At 56.0% G+C, this 15,886-nt stretch carries 11 protein-coding genes; 5 read left to right on the plus strand and 6 right to left on the minus strand.

The genetic code is table 11. The annotated features are described in order from the left end of the window. Window positions 1–274: 274 nt before the first annotated feature. The 5 genes from rsgA to GT409_RS09420 form a co-directional block, all read right to left on the minus strand. Window positions 275–1,294: a ribosome small subunit-dependent GTPase A gene (rsgA, locus tag GT409_RS09400; RefSeq protein ID WP_160628844.1), complete on the minus strand. Its 1,020-nt coding sequence runs from the start codon at window positions 1,292–1,294 to the stop codon at window positions 275–277. Between the two features lie 18 nt (window positions 1,295–1,312). Beyond that, a complete protein-coding gene (locus tag GT409_RS09405; RefSeq protein ID WP_160628845.1) occupies window positions 1,313–2,920 on the minus strand; it encodes a CTP synthase in 1,608 nt (535 codons plus the stop codon). A gap of 129 nt (window positions 2,921–3,049) precedes the next feature. Further along, on the minus strand, window positions 3,050–4,009 hold the full coding sequence (locus GT409_RS09410) for a dihydroorotate dehydrogenase-like protein (RefSeq protein ID WP_233231513.1): 960 nt from the start codon (window positions 4,007–4,009) through the stop codon (window positions 3,050–3,052). A 27-nt stretch (window positions 4,010–4,036) separates the two neighbouring features. Further along, complete coding sequence (gene rd, locus GT409_RS09415; RefSeq protein ID WP_160630087.1) at window positions 4,037–4,198, minus strand: rubredoxin; 162 nt, start codon at window positions 4,196–4,198, stop codon at window positions 4,037–4,039. Window positions 4,199–4,292: 94 nt separating this feature from the next. Beyond that, window positions 4,293–7,187 carry a PD-(D/E)XK nuclease family protein gene (locus tag GT409_RS09420; protein ID WP_160628846.1) on the minus strand — a complete coding sequence of 965 codons (2,895 nt, stop codon included), beginning with the start codon at window positions 7,185–7,187 and terminating at the stop codon, window positions 4,293–4,295. 5 nt (window positions 7,188–7,192) lie between these two features. Here GT409_RS09420 and GT409_RS09425 point away from each other — a divergent pair, with 5 nt between their 5' ends. The 5 genes from GT409_RS09425 to GT409_RS09445 all read left to right on the plus strand — a co-directional run bounded on the left by GT409_RS09425 (window position 7,193) and on the right by GT409_RS09445 (window position 12,051). Beyond that, window positions 7,193–8,254: a KpsF/GutQ family sugar-phosphate isomerase gene (locus GT409_RS09425; RefSeq protein ID WP_233231514.1), complete on the plus strand. Its 1,062-nt coding sequence runs from the start codon at window positions 7,193–7,195 to the stop codon at window positions 8,252–8,254. Window positions 8,255–8,309: 55 nt separating this feature from the next. Next, a complete protein-coding gene (locus GT409_RS09430) occupies window positions 8,310–8,801 on the plus strand; it encodes a hypothetical protein (protein WP_160628847.1) in 492 nt (163 codons plus the stop codon). Window position 8,802: 1 nt separating this feature from the next. Then, the gene (locus GT409_RS09435) at window positions 8,803–9,654 is read left to right on the plus strand and encodes a 50S ribosomal protein L11 methyltransferase (RefSeq protein ID WP_160628848.1); all 852 of its coding nucleotides are present in this window, start codon (window positions 8,803–8,805) and stop codon (window positions 9,652–9,654) included. A gap of 139 nt (window positions 9,655–9,793) precedes the next feature. Next, the gene (locus GT409_RS09440) at window positions 9,794–11,152 is read left to right on the plus strand and encodes a uroporphyrinogen decarboxylase family protein (RefSeq protein ID WP_160628849.1); all 1,359 of its coding nucleotides are present in this window, start codon (window positions 9,794–9,796) and stop codon (window positions 11,150–11,152) included. 32 nt (window positions 11,153–11,184) lie between these two features. Further along, window positions 11,185–12,051, plus strand: coding sequence for a CobW family GTP-binding protein (locus tag GT409_RS09445; protein WP_160628850.1), 867 nt, complete (start codon window positions 11,185–11,187; stop codon window positions 12,049–12,051). On the opposite strand, the gene hrpA is transcribed toward GT409_RS09445, so the two are convergent. Continuing rightward, window positions 12,046–15,840 carry an ATP-dependent RNA helicase HrpA gene (hrpA, locus tag GT409_RS09450; protein WP_160628851.1) on the minus strand — a complete coding sequence of 1,265 codons (3,795 nt, stop codon included), beginning with the start codon at window positions 15,838–15,840 and terminating at the stop codon, window positions 12,046–12,048. The two genes, GT409_RS09445 and hrpA, sit on opposite strands and share 6 nt — an antisense overlap. Window positions 15,841–15,886: the final 46 nt, after the last annotated feature.

Genomic DNA, 15,886 nt, shown 5'->3' on the forward strand with positions numbered 1-15,886 from the left:
TTAAGCCGCCAAGGCTCAGAACCCGCCGAGTCCGGGCGGTGGAAAGCGGCCGGTTTTTCAAACATTGGAACCGTGAGAATGACCGGTGCTGCCAGAATTACCACAACAGGAAAAAGACCCGGGCAGACCGGAATCCCCAACAGGACTTTGCAATGACTTCAAGGGATATGGCCATGGCTGCCCTCAGCCGGAGCCAGGGTATACCGCCAGCAAAAAGTGGCTGTGTGATGTCTCTGTTGTTAAAGGCTCTGAGCCTTTGCCGGAGAATTTATTCTCACTTGTTTTTCCAGTGCTTGCGGCGGTGGGCTTCTGCGGCTGCATCCGATTCCTGCCTCATGTGAATGAAGTTTTCGTAGCGCTCTCTGGAGATTTCTCCGGCTTCGACGGCGGCTTCGATGGCACAGCCCTTGGTGTTGACGTGGGCGCAGTCGCGGAACCGGCACTGGTCTTCGAGGGCGGTGATTTCGTCGAATGTTTCGTCGATGCCGGTAGTCGAGTCAAGATGGCCGAGTTCGCGCATGCCGGGGGTATCAATCATCAGTGCGCCGGTATCGAGTTCGATCAGCTCGCGCCAGGTGGTGGAATGAATTCCTTTTCCGTCTTTTTCGCGGACAGGCAGGGTGAAGTAGAGATCCTCTTCTCCAATGACGCTGTTGATGAGCGAGGTTTTTCCAACACCGGAAGCGCCGATGAGGCAGTATGTTTTTGAGGGTTCGAGCAGGTCGTGCACTTCGTCGAGCCCGTCGCCGGTGATGTTGCTGATGGGCAGCACCGGCACATTGGGAATACGGGTTCTGACCTCGTCGATGCGCTCGTTGAGCAGGTCGTCCGGAAGCAGGTCCTTTTTGGTCATCAGGATGACCGGATCGATGCCGCTGTCGAGCACGATGGAAAGGTAGCGTTCAAGCTTGCGCAGATTGTAGCCTTTATCCAGCGTGTGAACGACGAAGGCGGTGTCGATGTTGGCGGCAATGAGCTGATAGCTGACGACGCGGCCGACGCTCTTCCGCTTCAGTGCGGTTTTTCGATCAAAGATCGAGTGGATGACGGCAAAGTCGCCTTTATCAAATTTTTTGCAGCGGACCCAGTCCCCGACCGTCAGGTAGTTGTTGGTATGGCGCGCCTCGCGGCGCAGCCTGCCGGTTGAGCGGGCGGGGCGGGTGGTTTCGCCATCACTGATGTCGGCCCACCCCTTGTGCACGGCCGTGACGCGCGCAAGGGTCCATTTGCCCTCTTCGGACGGATCGATTTGGTTCTGAAACCACTCGCAGAATCCGAATTCTTCCAGCGTCATACGTGAAGGGGAGTTGGGTCAACGGTTGGTAATGGCAGCCGCAACAAAGTCGCGGAAGAGCGGGTGCGGTTTAACCGGCTGGCTCTTGAGCTCCGGATGGGCCTGGGTGGCGACGAACCACGGGTGATCGGGCAGTTCGATCATTTCCACCACGCCGATGTCCGGATTGCGGCCGGAAAGAATCAGGCCGTTTTCTTCAAACTGTGCGCAGTAGTTGTTGTTCACCTCGTAACGGTGACGGTGACGCTCGGAAATATTCGGCTCGCCGTAGGCCGCAAAGGATTTGGTGCCTTCTTTGAGGTCGCACGGGCAGGCGCCAAGGCGCATGGTGCCGCCTTTTTCGGTGACATTCTGCTGTTCGTCCATCAGGCAGACGACCGGATGCTCGGTTTTGATGCCGCGTTCTTCGTCGAATTCGGTGGTGTGTGCACCGGTCAGTTTGCAGACGTTGCGGGCGAATTCAATAACCGCGCACTGCAGGCCGAGACAGATGCCGAGGAACGGGATGTTGTTCTCACGGGCGTACTGCGCAGCGCGGATTTTTCCTTCCATGCCGCGCGATCCGAATCCACCAGGAATCAGGATGCCGGAGACGGTTTTAAGAATGTCGGGATCGGTTTCGATTTCTTCCGCGGCCAGTTTGATGATGTCGACTTTGTAGCCGGATGCGTATCCGCCGTGGTACAGCGCTTCGTAGATGGATTTATAGGCATCCTGAAGCTCGGAGTATTTCCCGACGACGCCGATCTTGACCGTGCCTTTCGGGTTTTTAATGGTGTCGATGAGCTGTTCCCAGTCGGACAGGTTCGGCTGGTCGGAACAGTCGATGTTAAAATGATCGATGATCTGCTGGTCGACGTTTTGTTTGGCAAGCACCAGCGGGATTTCATAAATGGAGGTGTCGACGTCTTTTTCGACGATGACGCATTCTTTGTCGACGTTGCAGAAGAGCGAGAGCTTTTCGAGGTGTTCCTTGGTCAGGTCCACTTCTGTGCGGCAGACAAGAATGTGCGGCAGGATGCCGATTTCGCGCAGTTTGGCGACGCTTTGCTGGGTCGGTTTGGTTTTCACCTCTTTGGCGGCCGCGATGTAAGGCACATAGGTGAGGTGAATGTACATGGAGTTTTTACGACCGACATCGGCCCCGAGCTGGCGCAGGGCTTCGAGAAAAATCAGCCCTTCAATGTCTCCGACCGTTCCGCCGAGCTCAATGATGATGACATCGGGGTTTTCCTCTTCGAGGCTGCGGATGCGCTCTTTGATTTCATTGGAAATATGCGGGATCATCTGGACGGTGCCGCCGAGGTAGTCGCCGCGTCGTTCTTTGTGCAGAACGTTCCAGTAAATGCGTCCGGCAGTGATGTTGCTGCGCTGGGAGGTGGGCTGACCGGTGTAGCGTTCGTAGTGGCCGAGGTCGAGGTCCGTTTCGGCGCCGTCGTCGGTTACATAGACTTCACCGTGCTGGTAAGGGCTCATGGTGCCGGGATCCACGTTGAGATATGGGTCCATTTTGAGCATGCGGATGGAGAGTCCGCGGTTGATGAGAAGTCGTCCGATCGAGGCGGCAGTGATGCCTTTTCCGAGTGATGAAACCACGCCGCCGGTGATGAATAAATATTTGGCCATTTTGAATTCCACAGTTCCTGATAAATTTGCGTAAAAACTATGGAAAAACAATGTAGCAGGATCAGAAACGATGTCCAAAAAATAAGGTCAAAACCGCTCTGAAATTTTTGTCCGGTCGAATTTCAGGCGCTAAAGGTGTTTTTTCCTGTAGGTTTCAATTACTTTAATATAATTGACTCGCTCAAATTCTTCGGGGTTTTCGACGCCTCGCTGGCTCATCAGGCCCTGGAGTTCGTGGACGGATTCATACTGGTTGGACGTCATCCAGCGTTCAAGATCACGAAGGATCGAGCCGATATATTCCGGTCCGTGCTGAAGCAGGGCAGAGGCTGTCATGACCGCATCGGCGCCTGCCAGAAGGTATTTAATGACTCCCACACCGGACTGGACGCCTGATGTGGCTGCCAGTGATGCTTTGACATTTTTGTAGAGCATGGCGATCCAGCGCAGCGGCAGGCGGATATCTCCTGCGGCGCTCAGGGACAGGCTGGGTTCCACTTCCATCGCAACCAGGTTGAAATCCGGTTGGTAGAAGCGGTTAAACAGAACCAGGGCATTGATGCCGGTCTCGTCCAGTCGCCGGGCCATATTCCCGAATGAACTGAAAAAAGGAGTCAGCTTGACGGCAACCGGAATCTGTACAGAATTCCGGACGGCCAGAACGGTGTCGATGTAGCGTTGCTCAATCTCCTGCGCGCTGACGAGCGGGTTGGCAGCAACATGGTACAGGTTGAGCTCCAGCGCCTGTGCGCCGGCTTCTTCAATCTGCTTTGCATAAGAGGTCCAGCCGTCCGGGGTCACCCCGTTCAGGCTTCCAATGATCGGGACGCCGCTGTGGGAGGCCGTGCGTCGGACCAGTTCCAGATAGGCGTCCGGCGACATCAGGTAGTCGTCGGCCATTGGAAAATACGGATTGATTTCGCCGGTATTGTTCAGCTGTTCTTCAAACAGGGATGGGAGAACAACGGCTGCGGCTCCGGCATCGACGGCCTTTTTGATTTTTTCCTCTCTCGCCGAAATCGGCGAGGAGGAAACGATCAGCGGGTTCTTCAACGCCAGACCCATATAGGTGGTGGTTAAATCCAACATTATCCCGGCTCCGCTGATAAGACCAATTTAAGACTGCGGTTCAAAGTATTCTTTTTCAGCACCGCATTCCGGACAGCACCAATCATCAGGCAGGTCAGCAAAAGCAGTGCCCGGGGCTACGCCGTTGTCGGGATCTCCAACTGCCGGGTCGTAAATGTAACCGCAAGGTGTGCATACGTATTTTTCCATCATCTCCTCCTTTTTTATTGATGAAAACTGCCTGACTTTAGAAAGGGACATCGCGGATGTCGAATAGAAATCTTTAAATCCACGGAGACGATATTCATTTTTCTTTCAGCAGTTCGTTCGGTTCGATGGCTTGTGTGCGGCAGATGTGGGAATAATCTTCGTAGCCTGCGATCAGCGGCTCGGCCGCGAGGTCGCCGGCGCGCAGTTTCCGAACATTGGAAAAAAGAGTTTCAAGGAATGTTTCGGTCAGCTCCGGAGTCATCGTCAGTCGTTTGCGTCTGAAGTGCGATTCCATTTTTTTCAGGGCTCGCTCCTGCAGATGATAAAGCGCCTGAACCCTCTCGTTCAGCTCCGGAGTATTGTGTGCTCCGAAGAAAAACTGCTGGGCGGCAAGGGTGTAGAGCGCGAGCTGGCAGTCGAGGTTCAGTCCGATTTTTTTCTCCAGAGTTTCAATGCTGTCGGAGCGCGATTTGCTTTTGTAGTCGATCACCAGAACCCGTTCCAGTTCGCCGTCGTTGAAAACCAGATCAATGCGGTCGATTTTTCCTTTCAGCCGCACCTCTTCACCGTTGTGTTCCAGGGTCAGCGGCAGATCGTGCTTTTCATCAAATTTCATCTCGAACAGCGCCGGATAGCGGTTTTCGGACAGGGCGGTTTCGCAGTCCATGCGGATAAAGTTTTCGATGACGTTCAGGATTTTTTCCTTTTCCGTATTCCACACCGTCGGATGACCCAGGTGGCGGCTCGGCCGTCGTTCGGCTTTTATGAATTCGTCCGTCGCGATTTCGCGGGCCAGTGCAATCAGTTCATCTGCTTTAGATGGCTCAAACACTGCCAGCAGGATGTCGCCTTCCTGGGAGAGTTTCCAGCCATCGGAAACTTTTTTTGCGTACCATCCGCTCTGTGCCGCAATCTCGTGGTAGACTTGGTCCAGAATTTCGTGAATCACGTTTCCGCGGTCCATCGGATCGGTGTCATCCTCGTGAGTGCGGTCCGGTTTGATTCCGAGCACTTTTTCGAGGAAAAAGACAAATCGGTTGCGTGCGAGCGATTCCAGCGCGGTCGCGCTGAACTCCGGGTTGTTGTTCAGCCATGCCTGGATGGCGGACGCAACGTTCCCGTTGCGTTCAGTTTTTCCAATGTCTGGAGGCTTCGACGGGGCCGCAGCGCCTGTATTGGAGGACAGCCATGCCCGGGTTTGTTGTGCCTCGTCTTCCGCCCGAACGGCTTCCGGTGGAAGAATGGTGTGGAACGATTCGCCGTGGGCAGGAGCTTCGCCTCCGGACAGCTTGCGCATACGCTCAAAAAATTCTCCGGGCGTACGTTCTTTGCCATCGGCGTCACACTGCGTGTGCGACAGCGTCAGCTTTTCGGATGCTGTGCTCAGAGCGGTCAGAAACAGGATTTCCTCCTGGACCAGCGCCTCGCCGGTTTCGGACAGCGCCAGTCGCGGGCAGGGGATTTTTCTCTCGTCCAGAAAGGTGCGTAGCGCAAGGCGTTCTGTGCGGGTGAGCAGCGAGTCGGCTTTCGGGATCTTCGGGAAGCTTCGGTCATCCATGCCGGCAATAAAAACCGTGTCGAACCGCAGCCCTGCCGCATCCATCGGGTTGAGAATCCATACGCCGCTTTCGGTGCTCAGCTCATCCTTGAGCGTTTCATTATTGAGCAGTTCCTCAAACAGAGAAACCATCCTTTCCCGCGGCAGGGGCGGAAGAGTCGCCAGTTCTTCAAGCAGGGAGTGGACCTCTTCGGGCAGATTCAATTTGTGCTGTTCAATCACACATTGAACCTGTTCTGGAAAATCCAGCGAAGGGAAGAATCCGGAAAGCTCTTTCGGCAGGCGTCGGAGTTGCGGCGGTTCGGTTTTCCGGATCTGCTGAACAAGGGCTTCGCGGTCTTCGATGCCGGGCCAGTCGATGCCGGGCTGAAGAAGCAGGTCGCACAGCCGGTCGCGGGACCGGCGCTGCGGAAACTCGAGCAGGGCGAGCAGCGCTTTCACCGGCGGATGGGCCGCGGCCGGCGTGCCGCGCCGGAAATAATACGGGATACCGAAGCGCTGAAACACGTTGGGAACAATGTCCGTGTACGGGCTGAGGTCGCGCAGAATCAGGGCGATTTCCTCCGGCGCGGTGCCTTGTTCAATATCGGCGGCAACTCGCCGGGCGGCGTCTTCGATTTCTCCATATGGATGGGCCGAGACAAAGAACGAAACCCGTTCTCGCGACTCGGCTTCCAGAATATTGCTGTCGTCCGTTTCGTAGGCGTCGGCAAAATCTTCGGTCCACTGTTTCCACTCTTCTTCTGAGCCGAGTTCACTGCGTACTGCGGCGCACAGGCGGTCGCCCGCGGCATCGGCGTGCGCGGACGGCAGGACCGAGAAAATCTGAACCGGATCGTCACCCAGTCTTGTTTTCAGTGCGGCAACAAAGCGCTCTTCGAACGGGTTGAACCAGCGGACGGCCCGAAAATGGATTCCGGCTCGCAGTTTAGGCGGCAGTTCGCCGCTTGCGATCAGGTTCAGCAGAGCGGCATTGACTTTAAAACGGTCGGCAATCCCGGACTGTTCACATTCGTGATGCCACGCTTGCATCAGCTGACCGAATCCGTACAGTTTGTGGCCGGGGGCATGGGCCAGAAGCCAGCGTTGCAGGGCGGCGCGGTCGTGGGCCAGAAATGCAAATTTCTCGACCAGCTTCTCGAGCAGTCCCGCGCGGGCGGAAATGGAAAGCCGCGCCAGCGGCTGTTCTGGAGCAAACGAAACGGCTTCAGCGGTTCTTTGCAACAGCAGGGCCAGTTCAGCAGATCCGGGGGACCTGCCTTTCAGCAGGTTTTGTCGTCGGGCGGCGTGTTCACAGAGATCGAGGAGCTGTTTAAAAGTCAGCAGGCAGGATGTATCGAGAACACCGTTTTCCTGGACGACTTTTCGCTCGAACCGGCGTTTGGCCAGTTCGGTCGGGAAAACAGTCTGTACGCCGTTGCTTATCTTCATGGTTGATGAACCTAGCAGAGGTCTGTACTGTTTCCAACCTTATGGAAACCGACGAGACCGGTTTTTTCCAAACCTTGGAAACTGTAGGAGAGGCGATGGATTTTAAGCAGCGTGCAAAAGAGATTATGGATGTGGAAATCGCGGGTATGGAGAAAGTCCGCGATCAGATTGACGGCGGATTCAGCACGGCCGTCGAATGGATACTGGACACCCTGAAAAACGGCGGCAAAGTGGTCGTGACGGGGGTTGGCAAGAATTTTCACATCGGTCAGAAAATGGTGGCTACGTTCAACAGCACCGGCACCAAGGCCGCGCTGCTGCACCCGATTGAAGCGATGCACGGCGATTTCGGCGTGGTCGGCGAAAAAGATATTGTGCTGGCGCTGAGCTACAGCGGAGCATCCGACGAGCTGATTGCTCTGCTTCCCGCGCTGAAGCGGCAGGGGCTCAAAATTATTGGAATGACTGCCGATGCTACCAGTCCGCTCGGCGTGGAAAGCGATCTGATTCTGCCGATCGCCGTCGATAAAGAGGCGTGTCCGTTCGGCATGGCGCCGACGACCAGCACAACTGTGACGCTGGCTCTCGGCGACGCGCTGGCGATTGTGCTTCTCGAAGCGCGCGGCTTCAAAAAAGAGGATTATGCCAAACTGCATCCCGGCGGCGCGATCGGCCGCACGCTGCTGCTGAAAGTGTCCGATGTGATGCGTACCGGCGACCGGCTTGCCAAGGTGTCCAGCGGCGCCACGGTGAAAGATGCGGTCATGGCGATGACCGGTGCGCGTTCCGGTTGCGTGGCGATTGTTGATTCCGACGAAACACTGCTCGGCATCTTTACCGACGGTGACCTGCGCCGCCATTTGATGGATACGCCGGATATTACCAATGTGGAAATTGATTCGGTGATGACCGCAAACCCGATTACGCTGAAGCCTGAACAGCTGGCCGTCGATCTTCTGAAAATCTACGAAGAGAAAAACATCGACGACCTCGTTGTGGTGGATGACGCCGGACGCATTGCCGGTACGGTCGATATTCAGGACCTGCCGAAACTGAAAATTCTGTAAACGGGCCGTGTTTTGAATCACAGGCGGCCGTTTTGCGGGGAAAAGGAGGGACGGGATGAAAGCTGCAATGATTCTGTTCAGTACTGCTTTTTTGCTGCTGGCAGGCTGCAAATATGACGCACCGTTTGTTGTGGAGCACCGGATTGCGGTTGACGCCTCGGTGCTTGGGTTGTGGGCGAACGCGGACCGGCCGGACGAACAGATGATGGTCCTGAAATATTCGGACACCGAATATATGGTTCATTATCCCGTCGGCGAAGACGGATTATACTATCGTGCATGGCCGGTGAATCTCGGAGGCGTGTCGTTTGTTCAGATCCAGGTGATCGGGACGGGCGCCGGCCTTCCCGAGCCGGAAGATACCGAGCTTTTCTATGCGGTTTCCTATCAGGTAAGTGGTGAAACGCTGGAGCTGAAAACCCTGAATACAGATTTAGTGCCGGAGTCCCTTCAAACGACGGATGATTTGAAAAATGCATTTTTACAGGTCAAAGAGAACGGTGAGTTGTTTGACAATCCGCTGACCTTCAGGAGAGTTGAAAAATAATATGAGTACAGAACAGGCAGCAGGGGGGGCGATTCTGACGCTGGCGACGAAGCAGAGCCATGCGGAAGAAATCAGTGACTGGATTGCAGAGAATCTCGTAAAAACTGTGGTGGAGCTGAAAAAGCCCGGCGGGAAAGAGGTCCTGCTGGAGGTCTATTTTGATAATACGCTCGAGGCCGAGGTGGCTGCCAAAGCACTCGAGGAATTTCCAATCTTTGGAAAATCGATCCGCGAATATGCCGCGGAAGAATGGACGGAGAGCTGGAAGAAACACTTCAAGCCGATGGATATCGGCCGAAACCTCCGTGTCTGTCCGCCGTGGCTGGCCGGCGAAAGCGACCGCATGGAACTGGTTATCAACCCGGGCCTGAGTTTTGGAACCGGCAATCATTTCACCACGCGTTTTTGTCTGGAGCAGCTCGACCGGCTGGTGCCGGAAAGCGGAGCGAAAACCATGGCGGATATTGGAACCGGTTCTGGAATCCTGGCGATTGCCGCCGTGAAACTCGGAGTGGACCATGCGGTCGGTGCAGATTTTGACCCGCTGTGTGTAGAGCAGTCGATTTTGAATGCTGCTGCGAACGGTGTTGCAGGCCGGACCGAATTTTTTCAGCACGATATCACCGAGGGCTGGAAGGATGAAACGTATGACATTGTCTGCGCCAATATCTACTCATCCCTGCTGATCGACAATGCGTCGACTCTGTTGGGGATCACCGGAAAATATCTTTTGCTGACGGGAATCCGGGAGGTGGAACTCGATGGCGTGGCTGATACGTTTGTGCAGCTCGGCGGTAGTGAGATCATTCGCGACTGCGGCGGCGAGTGGGGCGGATTGGTTTTTGAAGCATGATCATCATACAAAAATGCCGAAATATGCGGCATTTATGATCAAATCAGCAATATCGTTATATTTATGAGCCCGGGTGTTCTATCGGTTTGGTCCGGTTCTGCTACCGTTTTCCGGTCTGGATTTTACAACGGAGGAGACGATGAACGGAAAAGAACTGCTGCTGAAAGCCCTTGCGGGTGAAGATACCTCGCGCCCGGCCTGGCTTCCCTTTGTGGGGTGTCATGGTGGATTTTTGATTAATAAGACGGCCACCGAATATCTGCAGTCTGCTGATCTTCTGGTTGAAGGGCTCAAAAAAGCCAAAGAGCTTTACAGACCCGATGGACTGCCGGTGATGTTTGACTTGCAGATCGAAGCGGAAATTCTCGGCTGCCGCTTACACTGGGCCGATGAAGTGCCGCCGGCCGTCATCAGCCACCCGTTGGCTGAAGGACAGAAAATCGCTGATCTGCCGGAAATCGATGAAACCAAAGGCCGTTTCCCGATCGTTGTCCAGGCATTGGAAACGCTGAAAACAGAGATCGGTGACGATACGGCTCTGTATGGGCTTATCTGCGGTCCGTTCACCCTTGCGCTGCATCTGCTCGGAAACGACATCTTTCTCGACATGTACGACGACGAAGACGCCGTCGCCGAAGTGATCAACTATTGTGCCGAGATCTGCATCAAGTCCGCGGACATCTATTTGAAACACGGTGCAGATGTGATCGCCGTGGTGGACCCGATGACCAGCCAGATTTCTCCTGATCATTTTGAGCAGTTTGTCACGCCGGCCATGAATAAAGTATACGACCACATTCGCGAACAGGGAGGCATTTCAGCCATCTTTGTCTGCGGAGACGTTACCCGCAATCTGGAGGTAATGACTCAAACCACAGCGGACAGCATTTGTGTTGATGAACAGATCGACATGACGCATCTGCGTGAGCTGTGCGTGGCACAGGGCAAATCATTCGGTGGCAATATCAAACTGACCTCTGTTCTGCTGCTCGGCGACGAAAACGACGCCAAAATGGAAGTCCTCGACATCATGGAAAAGAGCGGCACCAAAGGCTTTATCCTTGCTCCCGGCTGCGACCTCCCGTACGCCGTGCCGCCCGAGAACCTGCAGGCGGTTGCCGAGATGGTTCACGACGAATACGTCCGTGAAACAGCCAGAACCCTGACTGCCAAAGAAACTGACAGTTTTGACGACATTGAGTTGCCGGACTACAAAGCGTCCGATGCTGTATTGATCGACGTCATTACGCTCGATTCCACATCCTGCGCTCCCTGCCAGTACATGATGGAAGCCGTTCAGAAAGCCGTCGCATCCGCGCATCCGGTCTGCAGTGTCAGCGAGCACAAAATCAAAGAGCGTCGTGGAATCGGAATGATGGTCAAGCTCGGCGTCAAAAACCTTCCGACCATCTGCATTAACGGAGAAGTCAGATTTGCTTCCATCATTCCCGACCAGAAAACCCTTGTCGGCGCCATCGAGGAAGCGGCCGGAAAGTAAGACTGTCTTCCAGCCTTGCGGAAGGAAATTCAATGCTGCCAATCTGTTTAGTAACCGGTTTTCTGGGGACGGGGAAAACGACGTTGTTGAAAAACATCGTCGCCCAAAACCGTGACCGGAAGATCGTTTATCTGATCAACGAATTTTCAGCGCACGATATCGATGGAGCTATTGTGTCGGCTGAAAATCCGGATGTGGTTTCCATTCCCGGCGGCAGTATTTTCTGTCACTGCCTCGTCACTGAATTTATCGGTCAGCTCAAAAAAATTACGGAAGAGCGGAGCGGCGTTGACGGCGTGGTGATCGAAGCCAGCGGGATGGCCAACCCCAAGGTGATTGAGCAGATGCTGGTCGAAACCAGGCTCGATCAGCATTTTCGGCTGGCAACTGTTATCAGCGTGCTCGATCCCAACAGCTTTCTGAAGCTGCGGCGCACATTGCCCAACATTCTGGCGCAGGTGGAGACCGCCGATGTGGTGCTCATCAACAAGACCGACTGCAATCCGCCGGAAAAAATTGAGGAAACGTTGAAAACGGTCCATGAACTGAATCCGGTTGCCGGTTGTATTCCGACGGTGCTGTGCGATGTTGAGCTCGATCTGTTTGCTGAACACGTCCCGCGCGGACTGCAGGGCGAATACGCCAGGTGTCGCGATCCGAACTATGAAACCTTCGTCACCGAACAGCCGTTTGACGGCGGTAAACTCGAAGCGTTTGTGCAGAAACATGCCGACGATATCTATCGCGTCAAAGGAACGCTGACGGATGAGTTTTTTGACTGTTCGACTGCCGGAGTCATCCGCACCTCGCAGCCCGGGGCAACGCCGGCGCTTGCATGGATCGTCAAAGGCGGTTTGCAGGAGAGCATCTGCAAAGCGCTGGAAACAGTGGCGTTATAGATGCTTCTGCAATGATTGGAACTTTTCCTCGAGGCGTTTGGCGGAAATTTTTCCGTCGGTACCGACTTCCGGCGCGAAGCGGTTGATGCGGAACTCTTCGATCATCATCGCCAGTTCCGTCAGCTCGTGCGCGTTTGTCAGATCGTCGCTGGCGAGCAGCATCTCGGTGAGCCGGTTCTGGAACGGCTCAATCTCCGCCATCTTGCCCGGATCGGCTGTCGGGTTATGCGCCATGCGCTCGATACGGGTGAGGGCGGCGCGCAGATAGCGCGGAAGCCGCCCGAACAGATCTTCGGTTTTAAGAAAGCCGGGCCGGAACAGATATTCGAGCTGCAGCTCAATATCTTCGCGCGCGTCGGGCGGCAGGTCGTCGAGCTGTTCGATCACTTTCTGCCGGCGTTCGAGAAGCTGTTCGAGTTCTTCGGCAAATCCGGCGACGGCATCATAGAGTTCGCCGCGCGCTTCAGCCGCGCGTTTTTTAAACGTGTCCGCGTCGCGGATATCGTCGCCGAGCGCTTCGACGATGGACATATCGACGAGGTCGGCGGAAAAATGTTCGTCGATGGCCGCGAGCGTCAGTTGCAGCATCGGATTGAGCGGCAACCGCTTTTCGACATATTTCACCTGATCGGCCTGCACAATGCGGAACAGCGCCGCGAGTCCGGCGCGGTGCGCGTAGCGCGCATTTATTTCGCTGAGGAATACGCGAATTCCAACCCCGGCGGCTGAGGCGTACAGCGCCGGGTAGCCGACGGTTTGCTCCGGCCCATCGGCCGTTACCTGCTGCGGCAGTTCGCCGCCCGGCCAGCTTTGCTTCGGAGGGTGCTCCCATTTTGCAAAAACCGCCTCGGCACCGCTGCGGCGGAGCTGATCGCGGTGTTCGTCCGAAATGGCGGAGTGAATGCCGACAATTTCCTCGCCGTCGGTTTCGACGATTTTCATCTGCAGGTCGTCCGGAAGCTCCGAAGGTTGGAAATCTCCGGCATCGACCGGCATCGAATAGTTTTTCTGGAGGTAGTGGGACAGGACCTCCGTCAGCGGTTTTTCCGAACATCGGAAACTTCCGGAAAACGCTTTCGCGGTCTGGTCGATCGACGGCAGGCGTACGCGCAGTTTTTTGGGAAGCGTGCGCAGCAGCGCGGCCACTTTTTCTTCGAGGCGTCCGGGAACGAGCCAGTCGGTTGCGCCTTCGGGAATCAGGTTGAGTTTGTCGCTCGGGCAGAGCACGGCGACGCCATCGAGCTCGTCGCCGGGCTCAAAGGTGTAATGAAGCGGAAAGGACTGTCCGCCGAACGAAATTCGTTCGGGAAAGTCGTTGGGGTTCAGTTCGTCGAGCTGCGGGAAGACGGCGTCTTCGCGGCGCATGGCGATGCGCGCTCTGGTCTTTCGAATCCATTGTTCCAGGGTTTGGACGGAATAAACGTTGTCCGGAAGAACGTGGTCGAAGTGGCGGAAGATAGCTTCGGTATCGAGCAGGGCACCGGGGCGGCGCAGCTTTTCTTCGTCCTCCTGAATGCTTTCGAGCATTTGGCGGTGAAGCTTCAGCCAGCCGCCGCGCGTGTTCAGGTTGCCGGGGACCATTGCGTCGCGAATGAAGATTTCGCGGGCGGCGGGCGGATTGACGGGCCCGAAGTGGACGCGGCGTCCATCGACCAGCCGCAGTCCGCCGGACATGATCGACTCTTCGGCATATACGAAACCTTTTTCGGCGTTCCAGTACGGGCGGTGATAGACCTTTTTGCAGAGGTGCGGCGCGACCTGCGAAACCCAGATGGGATCAATCGCCGCCACGGTGCGGGCATAGAGACGGGTGGTTTCGACCAGCGCAAAGGTCATCACCCATTCCGGCGGCTTTTTGAACAGGGCCGAGCCGGGAAAAATAAAGAAGTGCCGGTCGCGCGCGCCGGTGAATTCGGCGGTTTCACCTTTCACGCCGATGTTGGCCGGAAGTCCTGCCAGCAGGCTTTTGTGCATCAGGTCCGCATGGACATTTTCGCTGGCTGTGTATTTCCAGCCGAGGTCTTTGATGGATTGGTTCAGTTCGCGGCGGAGGTTGATCCATTCCTGGATGCGGCGAAAGTTGATGAAATTTTTCTGGCAGAGTCGGCGCAGGCGCGTGTTGGATGTGCCGGATGCTTTTTCGTTCTGCAGGAAATTCCAAAGGTTGATGATGGTGATGAAGTCGGACGTCGGATCGGCCCACTGTTTGTGGGCGAGGTCGGCCGCGTCGGCTTTTTCGGCCGGGCGTTCGCGCACATCCTGAATGGAGAGAAATGCGACGAGTGTGAGGACTTCGTTGAGTGCGCCTTCTTTGTGCGCCTGGAGAATCATGCGGGCGAGGTGCGGATCGACCGGGAAGGAGGCGATGTCGCGGCCCATCGGGGTGAGGCGGCGTTTTTCGTCGATGGCGCCGATATCGAAGAGCGCTTTGTAGCCTTCGTTGATGAGCGAGGACTGCGGCGGATCGATGAACGGGAATTCGTCAATCGACGGCAGGCGCAGCAGGTCCATCTGCAGGATGACACCCGCGAGTGAAGTGCGGCGGATTTCGGGGTCGGTGAAGGCGGCGCTGTTTTCGAGCGTTTCTTCGTCGTAGAGATAAATGCAGATGCCGTCGGTGATACGTCCGCAGCGGCCGCGACGCTGGCGGGCGGCCGCCTGCGAAACCTGTTCGACCTGCAGGCGCTGCACCTGCGTGCGCGGGTTGTAGCGGCTGAGGCGGACCTGTCCGGAGTCGATGACGTAGTGAATGCCGGGAATGGTGATCGAGGTTTCCGCGACGTTGGTGGACAGAATGATGCGCCGCCGCCCGCCGGTTTTAAATACGCGCTGCTGTTCACTCATGCTGAGCCGGCCGAAGAGTTGAAGGATTTCGGTGTTCCGCAGTTTGTGGCCTTCGAGCTTTTTGGCGGCATCGCGGATTTCGCGCTCGCCGGGCAGGAAGACCAGAATGTCGCCTTCGTCGTCGTATTCCGAGATATAGCGGACGGCGCGGGCGACATGGTCGGCGGTGTCTTCATCGTCACGGGGCGGCAGAAACTGATCTTCGATCGGGAAGGTGCGGCCTTCGACGCTGATGACGGGGGCGTCGTCGAAAAAGGCGGAAAAGCTTTCGGCGTCGAGTGTGGCGGAACTGATGATGATTTTCAGGTCGGGTCGGCGCGACTGTATGGTTTTGAGATAGCCGAGCAGGAAGTCGATGTTGAGGCTGCGTTCGTGGGCTTCGTCGATGACGATGCAGTCGTACTGCAAGAGATGGCGGTCGTTCTGCGTTTCGGCCAGCAGGATGCCGTCGGTCATGAACTTGACGATGGTTTCATCGCAGGTCTGGTCATCGAAGCGCACCTGGCAGCCGACGCCTTTGCCGTACGGAGTCTGCATTTCTTCGGCGACGCGGCGCGCCATGCCCGTGGCGGCCAGTCGGCGCGGCTGGGTGACGCCGATGCGGCCGCTTTTGCCGAGTCCGGCGTCGATGACGATTTTGGGAAGCTGTGTGGTTTTTCCCGAGCCGGTAGTTCCGCAGACGATAACGACCGGGTGAGTTTCGATCAGTTTGCGGATTTCGTTGCGTTTTCCCGAGATTGGAAGATCTTCGGGGTAGGAAATCTTCAGAGACGTCTGCGCGCGCTTTTCTGCGCGGGCCGCGGCTTCTTTTTCCAGGGTTTGGAAGGTTTGTTTCAGCCGGTCGGTCGGCTGGCCGCTCTGTTCGCGTGCATGGATTTTACGCAGCAGCGCTTTCAGGCGCTGGCGGTCCTGTGCGAGCAGATGATCTGGGCGGTTTAAATTCATGGAGCGGAGAGGGTAGTTGAGCCTGTTACGGACGAACAAGGATTTT

Source organism: Tichowtungia aerotolerans (assembly GCF_009905215.1).
Lineage (GTDB): Bacteria > Verrucomicrobiota > Kiritimatiellia > Kiritimatiellales > Tichowtungiaceae > Tichowtungia > Tichowtungia aerotolerans.